Source organism: Pseudomonas sp. W2-17 (genome assembly GCF_041060445.1).
Lineage (GTDB): Bacteria > Pseudomonadota > Gammaproteobacteria > Pseudomonadales > Pseudomonadaceae > Aquipseudomonas.
Map to the genome: position 1 here is coordinate 55,251 of NZ_JAUFNS010000025.1, position 16,139 is coordinate 71,389.

Consider the following 16,139-nt stretch of genomic DNA (forward strand, 5'->3'; position numbering starts at 1 on the left):
CCAGCACTGAGCCCAGCGTAGAGCCACTTTCACGCATTTACCTGACAGGTCCTTCAGAGATTTGTTCCAGAGTCCGCCGTACAACTGTCGTCATACTTATGCGACACTACGCGCAATGTCTGGAACGAATCCCTCCTTTGTCGCCCAACAGCTCGGACACTCAGTCCAGATGCTGCTCTCGACATATGCGCGCTGGCCCAGCTCCAGCGGCGATTGGGGGAAATGGAACAACTCAGAAATGCCCCAGGATTGGCCCAAGGTCACATCCAGCAACCCGCAACCCATTGATAGGTAAGGTAATTGATTTCCACAGCTAACATCACCATGCAGTTTGGCGCCAAGCCGCTGTTCGAGAACGTTTCGGTCAAATTCGGCGGTGGCAATCGCTATGGCCTCATCGGCGCCAATGGCTGTGGCAAGTCCACCTTCATGAAGATCCTCGGCGGCGATCTGGAGCCGTCTGGCGGCCAGGTGATGCTTGAGCCGAACGTGCGTCTGGGTAAATTGCGCCAGGACCAGTTCGCCTACGAAGATTTCACCGTCATCGACACCGTGATCATGGGTCACGAAGAGCTGTGGAAGGTCAAGGCCGAGCGCGATCGCATCTACTCGCTGCCGGAAATGACCGAAGAAGACGGCATGGCCGTCGCCGAGCTGGAAACCGAATTCGCCGAAATGGACGGCTACACCGCCGAATCCCGTGCCGGTGAGCTGTTGCTCGGTCTGGGCATTGGCATCGAGCAGCACAACGGGCCGATGAGCGAAGTGTCGCCGGGCTGGAAGCTGCGCGTGTTGCTGGCCCAGGCGCTGTTCTCCGATCCTGAAGTGCTGTTGCTCGACGAACCGACCAACCACCTGGACATCAACACGATCCGCTGGCTGGAAAACATCCTGACCCAGCGCTCCAGCCTGATGATCATCATTTCTCACGACCGTCACTTCCTCAACAGCGTGTGCACCCACATGGCTGACCTGGATTACGGCGAGCTGCGGCTGTTCCCGGGCAACTACGACGAGTACATGACCGTGGCGACCCAATCCCGCGAGCAGTTGCTGTCGGACAACGCCAAGAAGAAAGCCCAGATTTCCGAGCTGCAGTCGTTTGTCAGCCGCTTCTCGGCCAACGCCTCGAAAGCCAAGCAGGCCACGTCCCGCGCCAAGGCGATCGACAAGATTCAGCTGGCCGAGGTCAAACCTTCCAGCCGCGTCAGTCCGTTCATCCGCTTCGATCAGAACAAGAAGCTGCACCGTCAGGCGGTCATCATTGACCAAATGGCCAAAGGCTTCGACGGCAAGCCGCTGTTTAAAAACTTCAGTTTCCAGGTTGAAGCGGGCGAGCGCGTGGCGATTATCGGCCCGAACGGTATCGGTAAAACCACCCTGCTGCGCACGTTGGTCAATGAACTGACCCCGGATGCCGGCACGATCAAGTGGACCGATGCGGCAGAGCTGGGTTACTACGCCCAGGACCACGCCCACGACTTCGAAGACGATGTCACCCTGTTCGACTGGATGGGGCAATGGACCCAAGGTGAGCAAGTCATTCGGGGCACCTTGGGCCGGATGCTGTTCTCCAACGACGAGATCCTCAAGTCGGTCAAGGTCATTTCCGGTGGTGAGCAAGGCCGCATGCTGTTCGGCAAGCTGATCCTGCAGAAGCCGAACGTGCTGATCATGGACGAACCGACCAACCACCTGGATATGGAGTCGATCGAGGCGCTGAACCTGGCGCTGGAGAACTACCCGGGCACGCTGATCTTCGTCAGCCACGACCGCGAGTTCGTATCGTCCCTCGCCACCCGCATCATCGAGCTGAGCCCCAGTGGCGTGACCGACTTCAGCGGCACCTACGACGATTACCTGCGCAGCCAGGGCGTCGCGTTCTGATCAGGGCGATGCACTGACAGATCCATGCTGTAAACAATGAGCCCCGTCCACCGTGACGGGGCTTTTTTGTGACAGTGGGACCGGCTTTAGCCGGGAAGACGCCAGGCCAGGCGCCCCCAATCCTGCGGTATGACATCCGACGCTTTCCCGGCTAAAGCCGGTCCTACGAAGGCAAATGCAAACACTCACAGGACCGGCATTAGCCGGGAAGGGGCACGTCCGGGCGCTCTCTGATCCCGGAGAAAAACCGGTAGCCAGCTTTCATTTCCTGACACCACGGGCGATGATGCGGCACTCCCACCGCTCCAGCGAAGAGTCCCCATGTCTGCCGCCCTGCCGCCCGATGCGCCTGCCCATTCCCCCACCAGAGACGCCAGTTCGATGGCGATCACGCTGCAAATCGTCTCCATCGTCGTCTACACCTTCATCGCCTTCCTGTGCATCGGTTTGCCCATCGCGGTGATGCCTGGCTACGTGCACAACCAGCTGGGCTTCAGCGCCGTCATCGCGGGGCTGGTGATCGGCGCGCAGTACCTAGCGACGCTGTTGAGTCGTCCAGTGGCGGGACGCATCTGCGACACCATCGGCACCAAGCGCGCCATCGTTTACGGGCTGTCGGGCATCGCGTTGAGCGGCGTGCTGACACTGGCGGCAATCCTGCTGGAGCGTTTCGCCGGGGTCAGTCTGACCATCCTGATCATCGCTCGTCTGTTCCTCGGTGCGTCCCAAGGCTTGATCGGCGTGGGCACCATCAGTTGGTGCATCGGCCAGGTCGGTTCGGAGCACACCGCCCGCTCGATCTCGTGGAACGGCATCGCGTCCTACGGCGCCATTGCGATTGGCGCGCCGCTGGGGGTGGTGATGGTCGGTGCGCTGGGCTTTGCCAGCCTGGGGGTGGTGCTGTTCGTGCTGGCGGCCGGTGCACTGTTGTTGATCCGCAAGAAACCGGCGATCCCGGTGGTACGCGGCGAGCGCCTGCCGTTCTTTTCAGTGTTCGGCCGGGTGGCGCCGTTCGGCCTGAGCCTGACCCTGTCCTCCATCGGCTACGGCACGCTGACGACGTTCATCACCCTGTTTTATCTGGCCCGTGGCTGGGAAGGCGCGGCCTGGTGCCTGACCGTGTTCGGCGTCTGTTTCATCGTCGCGCGGTTGCTGTTCATCAATGCGATCAACCGCTTCGGCGGCTTTCGCTCGGCGATCGTCTGCATCTCGGTGGAAACCGTTGGTTTGTTGATGCTGTGGCTGGCACCCGACACCACCTTCGGCCTGATCGGCGCGGGGCTGACCGGTTTTGGTTTGTCGCTGGTGTACCCGGCGCTGGGCGTCGAGGCTATCAAGCAGGTGCCCAACAGCAGTCGCGGTGCCGGGCTCAGCGCTTATGCGGTGTTCTTCGACCTGGCCCTGGCCATTGCCGGGCCGCTGATGGGCGCGGTGGCGCTGGGCATGGGCTACGGCTGGATTTTCTTCTTCGCGGCGTTGTTGTCGGTGGCGGCGTTGACGCTGGCGGTGGTGCTGTCGCGCAGGTCGCCGGTCGACACGCGGGTGTAGTGGCCGCGCGGTATAAAATCTTCCAGGCTGATGCCGGTCCCACAGAGCGGGCGCGTTGGATAGCAGGACCGGCTTCAGCCGGGAAGAGGCCGGCACTGGCACGCCAAACCACACTGGCCGCCGAAATCCCCCGGTCAGAGCCCTTCCCACCTAAAAGCTGAACTGCCGCCTCGCGTCCCGGTCCGAATAGCACATCCCCCGAACAGGAGTGAGGGCGTGACCCCCGATCCCGCTGGCTCGAACGCTACCCCTCCAGACCCGGCCACGTTGCGCGAAGTCCACAAACTGCGCGTGCTGACCGTGAACACCCACAAGGGCTTCACCGCACTGAACCGGCGTTTCATCCTGCCGGAGTTGCGTGAAGCCGTGCGCAGCACCGGTGCCGATCTGGTGTTTCTCCAGGAAGTGCTCGGCGGCCATGACCGCCACGCCGCCAAGTACGAGGACTGGCCCGACACGCCGCACTACGAGTTTCTCGCCGACAGCATGTGGACGGACTTCGCCTACGGCCGCAACGCGGTCTACCCGGACGGCCACCACGGTAACGCGCTGCTGTCCAAATACCCGATCCTGCATTACCGCAATCTGGACATCTCGATCACCGGGCCGGAACGCCGCGGCTTGTTGCACTGCGTCCTGCAAGTGCCAGGGCACGCCGAGGTCCACGCGATTTGCGTGCACCTCAGCCTGCTGGAAAGCCACCGCCAGTTGCAGCTCAATCTGCTCTGCGACCTGCTTGACTCCCTGCCCGAAGACGCCCCGGTGGTGATCGCCGGCGATTTCAACGACTGGCAACTGCAGGGCAACAAGCGTCTGCAGCGCTGTGGCTACCTGCACGAAGCCTTCGAGCGCAATCAGGGGCGGCTGGCGAAGACGTACCCGGCGCGCTTCCCGATGCTGCGCCTGGACCGCATCTACCTGCGCAACGCCACCAGCCACCAGCCGAAAATCCTCGGCACGCGGCCGTGGACGCATCTGTCCGATCACCTGCCGCTGACAGTCGAAGTGCACCTGTAGCAGCGCGCTTCATTCACCAACGCCGTTGGTCTGCCAGTGAAGCAACGGGTTAAACCATTGCGTGAACGCCCCCTCACAGTTAAGGCGAGGCACTTGTCTCGCCTTCTCAATAACAAGAGGTCTGCGATCATGGCTAACACCGGAAAGTCGAACCCTGGCAATTTTGCGAACGATAAAGAGAAAGCGTCCGAAGCCGGCAAGAAAGGCGGACAGGCTTCAGGCAGCGGCAATGCCGGAAGCGATATGAAGAAAGAATCGGGTGCAGGCGCGAGCGGCACCGGCAAGAAAGGCGGCTCAGGCGGCAAGTCGTAACGACGTGCGGGTGAGTGAAGCGAGCGAGGGCCAAGGCTCTCGCTCTTTTGTTTGAGCATCAGTCAAAAAAACAATATACGCGTCGCAGCAAGCACAGGTTGTCAGCGGCACCCTCCCCCTCATTTATCCGGATCGATCAGCGGCACCGTTGCGTCCCGATCAAACTGGGAACCCGGGTCTTCATTGCCCGGATCCATGTCGGCGTCAAATCCTGTCTCATCGTCACCCGGCTGAGGAGCGGACCGTGGCGGAACGGGTGCAGCGTCAGGTGTATGGGATTGCATGGCAGTTACCTCTCGTTTCAATGTGGCCGACAATAGAGTCAGAGGGCTCAACAACGACCCGGTTCAATGGATTGAGCTTAACTGGCGCTGACAGTCCAGTGCACGGCGTCTTCGGCAAACTGCAGTTGCTCGACACGATGGGCAATGCCGCAGGCCAGCGAATCTTCGGCGCGGATCACCTTCTCCTCCGCTGACAGGCAGCGCCCTATGTCCAGCGGGTGCACGGCGCTCACGGTCTCGCTCTGGTAGATATTCACGTAGCGCTGCAGGTCGTTGTCCAGGCTGCGCAGGTATTCGCGCATGCGAGAGTGGTCCACCGAGCTCTGATTGAAGTACCAGCTCATGGGGTGGATCAGAAAACGCGAGTGGGGACAAACAATCCGCTCCTGAGCCGCCAGGTAGATCACGATGCCCATGGATTCGATGTTGCCGCTGTTCAACGCGCGGATCGGCACTTTCAGGGATTTCAGGAAGTTGTACAGGGTGAATCCCAGTGCGGTGCTGCCGCCGGCGGTCGACAGATTCAGCAGCAATCCGGTCGCGCCCTTGCCGAGGGCTTCGAGGCAGCGATCGCGAAAATGCTCGGTGCTGGCCTGATCGACCCCGCAGTGGAAATGAATGATGTGCTCGCTCATCGGCGGCCTCGCTGGACATGGATGGCGTATTCACGGGCCTCTTCCCGGCTAAAGCCGGTCCCACAGAGAAATCGCAGGAGCCAGTCACACGAGAAATCGCAGGAGCGGGTCCCTCTGAGGTACGGCAAATAGCCAGATTTGCATGGGATGAGGATAGCCGCTCGCTGGGCATGTGAAAGCGCTCGCTCGCGCATTCCGAAGAACCCCTGCGGCAATCAACAGTCAGTAAAGAAACTTCGCCGGTTTCATCGTGCTCGATCCGGGCCATGAACCGCGCGTCATCCAACACGCCCCACCGCACAGGACACCTTCCATGAGTCTGCACGACACGATTATCGGCCGCCTCGGCTTCGGCTCCGCGCCGCTGGGCAACATGTTTCGCACCATCGACGAAGAGGAAGCCGCGGCCACCGTTCAATCGGCCTGGGACCAGGGCATTCGCTATTTCGACACCGCGCCCATCTACGGCGCCGGCTTGTCCGAGCAGCGCCTGGGCAAGGCCCTCGCCGGCGTCCCCCGCGACCAGTACACCCTGAGCACCAAAGTCGGCCGGCTGATTTCCGACGAGATTGACACCGAGACCCGCAGCGGTCCGTTCGCCGAAGGCCTGAAGAACAAGATCGTCACCGACTATTCCGCCGACGCCACGCTGCGTTCCATTGAAGCGAGCCTGAAGCGGTTGAACACTGATCGACTGGACATCGTGTTTGTCCACGACGTCGCGCAGGACGCCCATGGCGATGCCTGGATCGAGCATTTCAATATCGCCCGCACCGGCGCTTTCCGTGCCCTCACCCGCCTGCGCGAAGAAGGCGTGATCAAGGCCTGGGGCTTGGGCGTCAATCGCGTCGAGCCGTGCGAACTGACGCTGGATCTGGAAGAAGCCCAGCCCGATGGGTTCCTGCTCGCTGGCCGTTATTCGCTGCTCGATCATGAGCAGCCGCTGCAACGGCTGTTCGACAAGGCCCGTCAGCACAACGCAGAATTCGTCGTCGGCGGGCCTTACAGCTCCGGCGTGTTGGTGGGCGGCAAGCATTTCGAATACCAGGAAGCGCCACAGGCGATGCTCGACAAGGTCGCGCACATCCAGGAGATCGCCCGTCAGTACCAAGTGGACATCAAGTCCGCAGCGCTGCAATTTGTCCTTGCCAACCCCCTGGTGGCGGCGGTGATTCCGGGTGCCAGCCGCCCTTCGCGGATCATCGAAGACGTCACCGCGCTTAACGCACAGGTCCCGGATGGTTTCTGGCAGGCCATGCGCGATCAGGGCTTCATTGCCCTGCAGGCGCCCGTGCCGATGAAAGACTGATATCGTGGGCAACGACGCCGGGCCAGACGCCCGGCCTTGTTTTCTGCGCGAGATCTGTCCATGCGAATTCTGATCGTCAACGTCAACACCACCCAATCCATGACCGAGACCATCGCCGAGCAGGCCCGCAGCGCGGCCTCCCCTGGCACCGAGATCATCGGCCTGACCCCGCGCTTCGGCGCCGAGTCGGTGGAAGGCAATTTCGAAAGCTATCTCGCGGCGATCGCGGTGATGGACCGGGTGATGTCCTACGAAGGGCCTTATGACGCGGTGATTCAGGCCGGCTACGGCGAGCATGGCCGCGAAGGTTTGCAGGAATTGCTCGACGTACCGGTGGTGGACATCACCGAAGCCGCGGCCAGCCTGGCGATGCTGCTGGGGCATAAATACGCCGTGGTCACCACGCTGGACCGCACCGTGCCGCTGATCGAAGACCGTCTGAAACTGGCCGGCGTGTACGAACGCTGCGCGTCGGTGCGGGCCAGCGGCATGAGCGTGCTGGAGCTGGAGGAATCGCCGGAGCGTGCGGTCGAGGCGATCCTTGAGCAGGCCATCGAGGCAGTGACCCGGGACAAGGCCGAAGTCATCTGCCTGGGCTGTGGCGGCATGGCCGGGCTGGATCAACTCATCCGTGACCGCGCCGGCGTGCCGGTGGTGGACGGTGTCACCGCAGCGGTCGCGCTGGCGGAATCGTTGGTGCGCCTGGGGTTGAAGACTTCAAAAGTGCGGACCTACGCGACGCCTCGGCCGAAGAAGATCGTGGGCTGGCCGTTCAAGTTGTAGACGCCCAATGTTCAGCACGCGCAGATTGAAGGCGAACGTATAACCTGTGGGAGCTTGCTCGCGAAGACTGCATTCCAGGCACTGAAGATTTAGCGAATGTACCGGCCTATTCGTAAGCAAGCTCACTCCCACAGGTGTTGCATCCCCTTCAAGTTCTGCATCTCCTTCAGGCTTTGCACTTCCTTCAGGTGTTTCATCCCCTTCAGCCTTTGCATCTCCCCCAGGTTTAGTGCTGCTCCCGTTACTGCCAGGTGTTTAGCCGCGCTCCGCCGCACCGCCGCTGCATTCGCCTCCACCCGCCGAATCGTTTAGTATCCCCGCCGCCGGTTTCCACTCGGAATTAATAGGGAATCCCCAGGCGCGTGCTGCGCGCTGAAAGGGAACTGTCCCCGCAACTGTAGGCGCTGAGCCCTGCTTCCTGTTTGCCACTGGGTGACCCCGGGAAGGCCGAAGCACGGTGATGAAGCGCCAGTCAGGAGACCTGCCGGCCAGCATATTCATTCACCGGCGGGGTGTCCGGGGAAGGACTCCCGTTCGTGCGTCGTTCGCGCGCGCTGTGCTCGCCCTCATCGTAGGAGCGCTTGTCGGGATGGACTTTCCAGTGCCTGCTTCGCCAAGCATTCAGGCTTTCTGGAGATCGCTGTTCATGCCGCTGCGCCGCCTCGCTGCCCTGCTCATCACTCTGACCTTGCCCACTGCCGCCCTCGCGGCGTCGACGGTTTACCCCTTGACCGTGGACAACTGCGGCGAGGCACTGACCTTCCCCCACCCCCCGCAGAAAACCGTGACCATTGGCCAGGCGGCCACCGAGATGCTCTATGCCCTCGGACTGGGCCCGAACGTGATCGGCACGTCGCTATGGTTTAACCCCGTCCTGCCCCAGTACCAAACCCTCAACGACGGCATCGAGCGCCTGGCCGACAATGCGCCGAGTTTTGAATCGGTGATCGGCAAACGCCCGGATTTCGTGCCGGTGCAGTTTGAGTGGATGGTCGGGCCACAGGGCGCCGTCGGCACCCGCGAGCAGTTTCGCGACTTGGGCATCCCGACCTACATCCTGCCGTCCGATTGCGAAGGCAAGAACAACCGGGTCGGCGCCGACGGCACGCGCCTCGAAGCGTTCCGTATCGACACGCTGTACAAAAGCCTGCGTCAGCTGGCGCAGATTTTCGACGTGCAGGACCGTGGCGAGCAGTTGATCGCGGATTACCAGGCGCGGCTGGCCCGGGCCGTGGCGCAGGCAAAAGCCCATGCCAACCCGCCCGTCTCGACGGTGTTCTGGTTTTCCAGCCCTGACATCAACGTCGACCCCTACGTCGCCGGACGCAAGGGCATTCCCAACTTCATGCTCGACACCCTCGGCATGCGCAATGTGATCGACTCCGACGAGGAATGGCCGACCGTGGGCTGGGAAACCATCGCCAAGGCCAACCCGACCTTGCTAGTCATCGCGCGCATGGACCGCCGCCGCTTCCCGGCGGACGATCACGAGAAGAAGCTGGCCTTCCTCCGCTCTGACCCGGTCACCCGCAATATGGATGCGGTGAAAAACAATCGCATCGTAATCATGGACGCCAGCGCCATGGAGTCCAGCGTGCGGCTGTTTGACGGCATCGAACAACTGGCCCAGGCCATTCACCCGCAATGACCTCGCTCCGTATTCCTCGCTCAAGCATCATCCGAATGTTCGGCCACGGCGCCTGGGCCCTCGCGTTGCTGGCGCTGGCGGTGCTGGCGGGCGTGGCGATCGGCGAGACGTCGATCAGCCTGCCGGTGATCGTTCAGGTGCTGGCGAACAAGCTGTGGGCCGCAGGCTATCCCCTCGACCCTATCGATGAAGGCATCGTCTGGAATTACCGCCTGACACGGGCCATCGTTGCCGCCACCTGCGGCGCAGGGCTGGCGGTGTCGGGCGTGATCCTGCAATCGCTGCTGCGCAACCCGCTGGCCGATCCCTACTTGCTGGGCATTTCCGCCGGGGCTTCGACCGGCGCAGTGCTGGTGGCAATCATCGGCATCGGCGCCGGGACGATCTCCCTGTCCACCGGCGCGTTTGCCGGGGCGATCGCTGCCTTCGCGCTGGTTGCCCTGCTCGCCCGCTCCTCTCGGGGCCAGACCGCTGCCGGCCAGATCATCCTGGCGGGCATCGCCGGGTCTCAGCTGTTCAACGCCCTGACCTCCTTCCTGATCACCAAGTCGGCCAATGCCGAGCAGGCCCGGGGGATCATGTTCTGGTTGCTGGGCAATCTCAGCGGCGTGCGCTGGTCGTCGGTGGTGCTGTCGGTGCCGGTCGTGGTGCTCGGCTTGCTGGTGTGCCTGTGGCATCGGCGCGCGCTGGACGCGTTCACGTTCGGCACCGATTCGGCCGCATCGCTGGGCATTCCGGTGCGCCGGGTGCAGGCCGTGCTGATTCTCACCGCGGCGCTGATGACGGCGGTGATGGTGTCGATCGTGGGCTCCATCGGCTTCGTCGGTCTGGTAATTCCCCATGCGGTGCGTTTGATGGCCGGCGTGCGCCATGCCCGGTTGTTGCCCTTGAGCGCCCTGATTGGCGCGCTGTTCATGATTGCCGCCGATGTGCTGTCGCGCACCTTGATCAAGGGTCAGGTGCTGCCGATCGGGGTCATCACTGCACTGGTGGGCGCGCCGGTTTTTGCCATGATTCTGGTCCGCGGGAATCGTCCTCGATGAACGCCCGTCAGGAGGTGCCCGGCGCCATGCTCGAAGCCCGTGACCTGAGTTATTCGGTCAAGGGGGCGTCGCTGCTCCACGGGGTGAGCCTGGCGATTCAGCCGGGGGAAAACCTGGGGGTCGTCGGGCCCAATGGCTCGGGGAAGTCGACGCTGCTGAAGTTGCTCGCGGGGATTCAGTCGCCGTCTCAGGGCGACGTTCGCCTCGGCGGGCAGCGTTTGTCGGCGCTGAGCCGGCGGGACATTGCGCGGCAGGTGGCGGTGGTGGAGCAGCACGCGCAGACCGGTGATTCGATCAGTCTGTTGCAGGCGGTTGAGTTGGGCCGTACGCCGTGGCTGTCGGCGCTGGCGCCATGGGGAGAGATTGATGACCGGATTGTGGCGCAGGCGATTGCGGATGTGAGTTTGCAGCCTCTGGTGCATCGGGCGTGGCATACGTTGTCAGGTGGGGAGCAGCAGCGCGGGCATATTGCGCGGGCCTTGGCGCAGCGGCCGCAGGTGTTGTTGCTGGATGAGCCGACGAATCATTTGGATATTCAGCAGCAGTTGTCGATTTTGCGGTTGGTGCAGGATTTGCCGGTGACGACGGTGGTGGCGTTGCATGATTTGAATCAGGCGCTGGGGTGTGATCGTCTGGCGGTGATGGACGGCGGGCGGTTGGTGGCGTTGGGTTCGCCCTTTGATGTGCTGACGCCGGAGCTATTGGGTGATGTTTTTGGTGTGCGGGGGCATTGGTTGGTTGATCCGTTTGACGGGGCTCGTCTATTGCGGTTGCGGGCGGGTTCCCCTTAAAGATCAAGATCCTTGAGATCAAGGGCGTCCGCCTGGGGGCGGACTGTTTCGCCTTCGGCGAGTTACTTGGAAAAGTCGAAAGTCGCACCATCCCCAAGTAACCAAGGGTGCCTGCTCTCGGTTTGGCCCTTCGTTCCTCAGGGTACCCTCACTCCGACGACGCTCCGTGGGCCCGCGCCGAACGGACATCCATGTCCTGACGGCGCTCTCGCGGCATCCATGCCGCTCGGCCCACTGCGCGTCGTCTGCGTTCGGCCTGCACCCAAGTCGCGTTCTGCGGTGTTTGAGCCTTTTGCGTATGAAGATCAAAAGCAGATCAAAAGCTTCCCGGCTGAAGCCGGTCCCACAATATGGCGGTGTCGCCGCTGCCCTGACTGAATGCACGCGCTGCTGTTAGTGGGACTGGCTTTAGCCGGGAAGAGGCCGGTTCAGGCGCTCGAGGATTTCCGGCCTGAACGGTATTTGTGGGAGCGAGCTTGCTCGCGAATGCGATATCCCAAACACCGATCATCCTGCAGAAGTACTAACCCCCAACCTCAATACCTCGGCTTCACCGCCTTCCACTCCGGTTTGTATTTCTGCATCTGCCGCACATCATCCCTTTGACGAATGCCGCACGTAAGAAACTGGTCATTCAGTTTTCCCAGCTGGTCGTAGTCCAGTTCAAGCCCCAGCCCAGGCTCGCGGGTGAGGTGGACGCAGCCGTCGATGATGGGGAGTTTGCCGCCTTTGATGACTTCTTCGTCCGGTTCTTGCCACGGGTAGTGGGTGTCGCAGGCGAAGTCGAGGTTGGGGACGGCGGCGGCGACATGGGTCATGGCCATGAGGCTGATGCCCAGGTGGGAGTTGGAGTGCATGGAGACGCCGAGGCCGAAGGTGTCGCACATTTTTGCCAGCGCCTGGGTGTCGCGCAGGCCGCCCCAGTAATGGTGGTCGGCGAGGACGATCTGCACGCTGTTCAGCGCGACGCTGCGGCGGAATTCGTCGAAGTCGGTGACGACCATGTTGGTGGCCAATGGCAGGCCGGTGCGCTTGTGCAATTCGGCCATCCCTGCCAGCCCCGGCGTCGGGTCTTCGTAGTATTGCAAGTCGTCGCCGAGCAGTTCGGCCATGCGAATCGAGGTTTCCAGGGACCAGTTGCCGTTAGGGTCGATGCGCAGCGGATACCCCGGAAAGGCTTTTTTCAGCGCTTTGATGCACGACACTTCGTGCTCTGGGTCCAGGGCGCCGGCTTTGAGTTTGATGCTTTTGAAGCCGTACGCTTCGATCATCCGCCGCGCCTGGGCGACGATCTGTTCTTCGCTCAGCGCTTCTCCCCAGCTGTCCGGCGCGTAGGGCGAGTCGGCGTGTTGGGCGTATTTGAAGAACAGGTACGCACTGAACGGCACGCGGTCGCGAACGGCACCGCCCAGCAAGTCAACCAGCGGCAGGTTCATGGAACGTGCCTGCACGTCCAGAAACGCCACCTCAAACGCCGAATAGGCATTGCTCACCGCTTTGCTGGCGTGTGAACCCGGCGCCAGCTCGGCCCCGGCAATGCTCGCCGGTTTGCTTGCAGCAACGGTCGCTTTGACCACCGCCCGCAGGTGATTGAGGTTGAACGGGTCCATGCCGATCAACTGGCTCTGCAACTGCTGCTGGATCGCCAGGGCGGGTGCATCGCCGTAGCTTTCGCCGAGGCCGAGGTAGCCGTTGTCGGTTTCGACTTCGATGATCGAGCGCAGGGCAAACGGCTCGTGGATGCCGCTGGCGTTGAGCAACGGCGGATCGCGGAAGGCAATCGGGGTGACGGTGACGCGTGTGATTTTCAAATGACTTCTCCCGGACAATCAGGGTGTGAGGCTAGGGTTTGACGCTTGACGATGAGCTGAGCGACGCGGCTGCTTGCAGTGGCGCAGCGTCTTCATGCTTTGGGCGGTGTGGGTCGCCTTTCGGTGCGGTGCGGGCGAAAAAGATCACCACGGCCGCCACCAGCGAGGTCAGTGCCAGGCCGTACATGCCGCCCTGGATGGAGCCGGTTTTCTGCTCCAGAAAGCCGAAGGCGGTGGGCGCCACGAAGCCGCCGAGGTTGCCGATGGAGTTGATCAGCGCGATCACCGCCGCCGCGATGCGCGCGTCCAGATAGCCTTGGGGAATCGGCCAGAACAGCGCCGAAGCCGCCTTGAAACCGATGGCCGCGAAGCAGATGGCGACGAAGGCGAAGATCGGCCCGCCGACGGTGGACATGAACATCCCGCAGGCGGCAATCACCAGGGTGACCGCGACCCACGCCTGTTGATGTTTGAAACGTGCGGCCAGCGCGGCGAAGCCATACATGGCGATGATCGAGATGATCCACGGAATCGAGTTGAACAGGCCGACTTCGAAATCGGTGAGGCTGCCCATCTTCTTGATCATGCTCGGCAGCCAGAACGTCGCGCCGTAAATGGTCAGGGCCACGGAAAAGTAGATGAAGCAAAACAGCATGATCTGCCGGTCGGCGAGCAGCTTGAAGATCGACGGCTTGATCACTTGCGCCGCTTCACGGGCGCGCTGTTCCGCGTCGATGGCGCTGATCAGTGCGCCCTTCTCTTCTTCGCTCAGCCATTTCGCCTCGCGGGGATGGGACTGCAGCCAGAACCAGACAAAGCCGCACAGGGCGATGGAGGCGAAGCCTTCGATGATGAACATCCACTGCCAGCCGTGCAGGTTCATGCCGCTGACACCGAGCAACGCGCCGGACACCGGTCCGGAAATCACCGACGCAATGGCCGAGCCGCTGAGGAAGATGGCCATGGCCTTGCCGCGTTCGCTCGAAGGCAGCCACTGGGTGAAGTAATAAATAATGCCCGGGAAGAACCCCGCTTCGGCCGCGCCGAGGATGAAGCGCAGCACATAGAAACTGGTTTCGCCGCGCACGAAGGCCATGGCCATCGCCGCTGCGCCCCAGGTGAACATAATGCGCGTCAGCCAGGCGCGGGCGCCGAAGCGTTGCAGGAGCATGTTCGACGGGACTTCGAACAGCGCGTAGCCGACGAAAAACAGCCCGGCGCCGAGCCCGTAGGCCGCAGCGCCGATGCCCAGGTCGGTTTCCATGTGGCTGCGGACGAAGCCGATGTTGACCCGGTCGATGTAGTTGACGATGAACATGATTACGAACAACGGCAACACATGACGCTTCACTTTCGCGGCCGCGCGGGCCAGTACGGTGGGATCGGCGTTATGGAGGGGTTCACTGATGGGAACGGTGCGGTTCAAGGTGCGACTCCCGGTCTTTGTATTTTTTTTGGGATGAGCGTGGGAAATGCAGGTGATGAACCGATCATGGACCGCCGCATTGTTCCCGTCTAATCTAGATTGACTGTTGATTGATACCTGGAATAGATCAATGTTCGAGCTTGCCCAGCTGCGCTGCTTCACCACCGTCGCCACCGAACTCAACTTCCGTCGGGCTGCCGAACGGCTGAACATGACCCAGCCGCCTCTCAGTCGGCAGATTCAGTTGCTGGAGCATTCCCTGGGCGTTCAGCTGTTCAACCGCAACACCCGCAGCGTCGCGCTGACCGCAGCGGGCCGGGCGTTTTTCATCGAAGCACAGACGCTGCTGGAGCGTGCGCATCAGGCGGCCATCGCGGCGCGGCGCTTTGCCGAGGGCGACATCGGCTCGGTGACCATCAGTTTCGTCGGCAGCGCGGTGTACGAGTTTCTGCCACGGGTCATCGCCGAGGCGCGGCAGAACCAGCCCCACGTGAAAATCTCACTGACTGAGCTCAACACCTATCAGCAGCACGAAGCCCTGCGCGCCCGGCGCATCGATCTGGGCATCGTGCGGGCGCCGCTGCTGCAACCCGGTTATGAGACCGAATGCCTGGTCCGCGAGCCGTTCGTATTGGCGGTGCCCAGCAGTCATCCGCTCGCCAACGCCCGGCACATCAGCGTGCAGGACCTCGACGCCCAGCCCTTCCTGATGTACTCCCACTCGGCCTACCCGCCGTTCAACGAACTGCTCACCGGCATGTTTCGCTCGGCGCAAGTGGCGCCTGAGTACGTGCAATGGCTGGGTTCGTCGCTGACGATTCTGGCGCTGGTGAATGCCGGCATGGGCCTGGCGCTGGTGCCCCGCTGCGCCACCAATGTGGTGTTCAAGGGCGTGACGTTTCGCGACATCGATCTGGGCGAGGGGGTGCAGAGCGAGCTGCATCTGGTCTGGCGCTCGGACAACGACAACCCGGCGTGTCAGATGCTGCTGGAGGCGATTCGCGCGGCGGTGAAAGCCGAAGGGGTGTGAAGCGGGTGCGGCCGGGAACCCGTCAATCACACCGCGAACGTGAGGGTGCCTGCACTGGCCCCTTCCCGGCTAAAGCCGGTCCCACTCAGGCTGTGTGAAAACCCTCCACCAAAAATGAACTGCGCGCTCTCACGTGAATTTTGCAAATGCTCGCGTGGTTTGCAGACTCAGATTTCGCGTAGAAACGCATTTTTTAGTACATTTTTTGAGCAGTGCATCGGCGTTCGGGGTTTTCACACAGCCTGCACTAAACCATCCGCGTGCATTCAATGGGACTGGCTGGAACGCCGACTTGTGGGACCGGCTTCAGCCGGGAACGCGTCGGTGGTTACATCGCAAAGGTGAGGGTGCCTGCGCTGGCCCCTTCCCGGCTAAAGCCTGTCCCACTCAGGCTGTGTGAAAACCCTCCACCAAAAATGAGCTGCGCGCTCTCACGTGAATTTTGCAAATGCTCGCGTGGTTTGCAGACCCAGATTTCGCGTAGAAACGCATTTTTTAGTACAATTTTTGAGCAGTGCATCGGCGTTCGGGGTTTTCACACAGCCTGCACTAAACCATCCGCGTGCATTCAATGGGACTGGCTGGAACGCCGACTTGTGGGACCGGCTTCAGCCG

General features: G+C 62.0%; 14 protein-coding genes, 1 pseudogene and 1 riboswitch. Of the genes and pseudogenes, 11 read left to right on the forward strand and 4 right to left on the reverse strand.

What is annotated here, in order from left to right; translation table 11 throughout:
• Positions 1 to 61: 61 nt before the first annotated feature.
• The 5 genes and pseudogenes from QWI20_RS23705 to QWI20_RS23725 all read left to right on the forward strand — a co-directional run.
• A pseudogene (locus tag QWI20_RS23705) lies at positions 62 to 295 on the forward strand (hypothetical protein); the annotation flags it as partial.
• 5 nt (positions 296 to 300) lie between these two features.
• The gene (locus QWI20_RS23710; protein WP_133774936.1) at positions 301 to 1,887 is read left to right on the forward strand and encodes an ABC-F family ATPase; all 1,587 of its coding nucleotides are present in this window, start codon (positions 301 to 303) and stop codon (positions 1,885 to 1,887) included.
• 321 nt (positions 1,888 to 2,208) lie between these two features.
• Positions 2,209 to 3,435 carry an MFS transporter gene (locus QWI20_RS23715; protein ID WP_369307488.1) on the forward strand — a complete coding sequence of 409 codons (1,227 nt, stop codon included), beginning with the start codon at positions 2,209 to 2,211 and terminating at the stop codon, positions 3,433 to 3,435.
• A 216-nt stretch (positions 3,436 to 3,651) separates the two neighbouring features.
• On the forward strand, positions 3,652 to 4,452 hold the full coding sequence (locus tag QWI20_RS23720; protein ID WP_369307489.1) for an endonuclease/exonuclease/phosphatase family protein: 801 nt from the start codon (positions 3,652 to 3,654) through the stop codon (positions 4,450 to 4,452).
• A gap of 129 nt (positions 4,453 to 4,581) precedes the next feature.
• Positions 4,582 to 4,764 (forward strand): general stress protein, encoded by a 183-nt coding sequence (locus QWI20_RS23725; protein ID WP_282373580.1) that lies wholly within the window; start codon positions 4,582 to 4,584, stop codon positions 4,762 to 4,764.
• 119 nt (positions 4,765 to 4,883) lie between these two features.
• On the opposite strand, the gene QWI20_RS23730 is transcribed toward QWI20_RS23725, so the two are convergent.
• Positions 4,884 to 5,048: a hypothetical protein gene (locus QWI20_RS23730; RefSeq protein ID WP_369307490.1), complete on the reverse strand. Its 165-nt coding sequence runs from the start codon at positions 5,046 to 5,048 to the stop codon at positions 4,884 to 4,886.
• Between the two features lie 77 nt (positions 5,049 to 5,125).
• On the reverse strand, positions 5,126 to 5,683 hold the full coding sequence (locus QWI20_RS23735; RefSeq protein ID WP_237254443.1) for an ATP-dependent Clp protease proteolytic subunit: 558 nt from the start codon (positions 5,681 to 5,683) through the stop codon (positions 5,126 to 5,128).
• A gap of 313 nt (positions 5,684 to 5,996) precedes the next feature.
• Between QWI20_RS23735 and QWI20_RS23740 the strand changes: the two genes are divergently transcribed.
• The 5 genes from QWI20_RS23740 to QWI20_RS23760 all read left to right on the forward strand — a co-directional run bounded on the left by QWI20_RS23740 (position 5,997) and on the right by QWI20_RS23760 (position 11,257).
• Positions 5,997 to 6,992 (forward strand): aldo/keto reductase, encoded by a 996-nt coding sequence (locus QWI20_RS23740; protein ID WP_369307491.1) that lies wholly within the window; start codon positions 5,997 to 5,999, stop codon positions 6,990 to 6,992.
• A 60-nt stretch (positions 6,993 to 7,052) separates the two neighbouring features.
• A complete protein-coding gene (locus tag QWI20_RS23745) occupies positions 7,053 to 7,775 on the forward strand; it encodes an aspartate/glutamate racemase family protein (protein WP_369307492.1) in 723 nt (240 codons plus the stop codon).
• Between the two features lie 307 nt (positions 7,776 to 8,082).
• Positions 8,083 to 8,279, forward strand: a riboswitch (cobalamin riboswitch).
• A 142-nt stretch (positions 8,280 to 8,421) separates the two neighbouring features.
• Positions 8,422 to 9,423 carry an ABC transporter substrate-binding protein gene (locus tag QWI20_RS23750; protein WP_369307495.1) on the forward strand — a complete coding sequence of 334 codons (1,002 nt, stop codon included), beginning with the start codon at positions 8,422 to 8,424 and terminating at the stop codon, positions 9,421 to 9,423.
• Positions 9,424 to 9,458: 35 nt separating this feature from the next.
• Positions 9,459 to 10,466, forward strand: a complete 1,008-nt coding sequence (locus QWI20_RS23755) for a FecCD family ABC transporter permease (RefSeq protein ID WP_369307496.1) — start codon at positions 9,459 to 9,461, stop codon at positions 10,464 to 10,466.
• Positions 10,463 to 11,257, forward strand: coding sequence for an ABC transporter ATP-binding protein (locus QWI20_RS23760; RefSeq protein WP_369307493.1), 795 nt, complete (start codon positions 10,463 to 10,465; stop codon positions 11,255 to 11,257). The genes QWI20_RS23755 and QWI20_RS23760 overlap by 4 nt, the downstream gene beginning before the upstream one ends.
• 536 nt (positions 11,258 to 11,793) lie before the next feature.
• On the opposite strand, the gene QWI20_RS23765 is transcribed toward QWI20_RS23760, so the two are convergent.
• Both QWI20_RS23765 and QWI20_RS23770 read right to left on the reverse strand, forming a co-directional pair.
• Positions 11,794 to 13,068: a glucarate dehydratase family protein gene (locus tag QWI20_RS23765; protein WP_369307494.1), complete on the reverse strand. Its 1,275-nt coding sequence runs from the start codon at positions 13,066 to 13,068 to the stop codon at positions 11,794 to 11,796.
• 31 nt (positions 13,069 to 13,099) lie between these two features.
• Positions 13,100 to 14,386 (reverse strand): MFS transporter, encoded by a 1,287-nt coding sequence (locus QWI20_RS23770; RefSeq protein ID WP_369307497.1) that lies wholly within the window; start codon positions 14,384 to 14,386, stop codon positions 13,100 to 13,102.
• A 238-nt stretch (positions 14,387 to 14,624) separates the two neighbouring features.
• Here QWI20_RS23770 and QWI20_RS23775 point away from each other — a divergent pair, with 238 nt between their 5' ends.
• A complete protein-coding gene (locus QWI20_RS23775) occupies positions 14,625 to 15,524 on the forward strand; it encodes a LysR substrate-binding domain-containing protein (protein WP_074883028.1) in 900 nt (299 codons plus the stop codon).
• Positions 15,525 to 16,139: the final 615 nt, after the last annotated feature.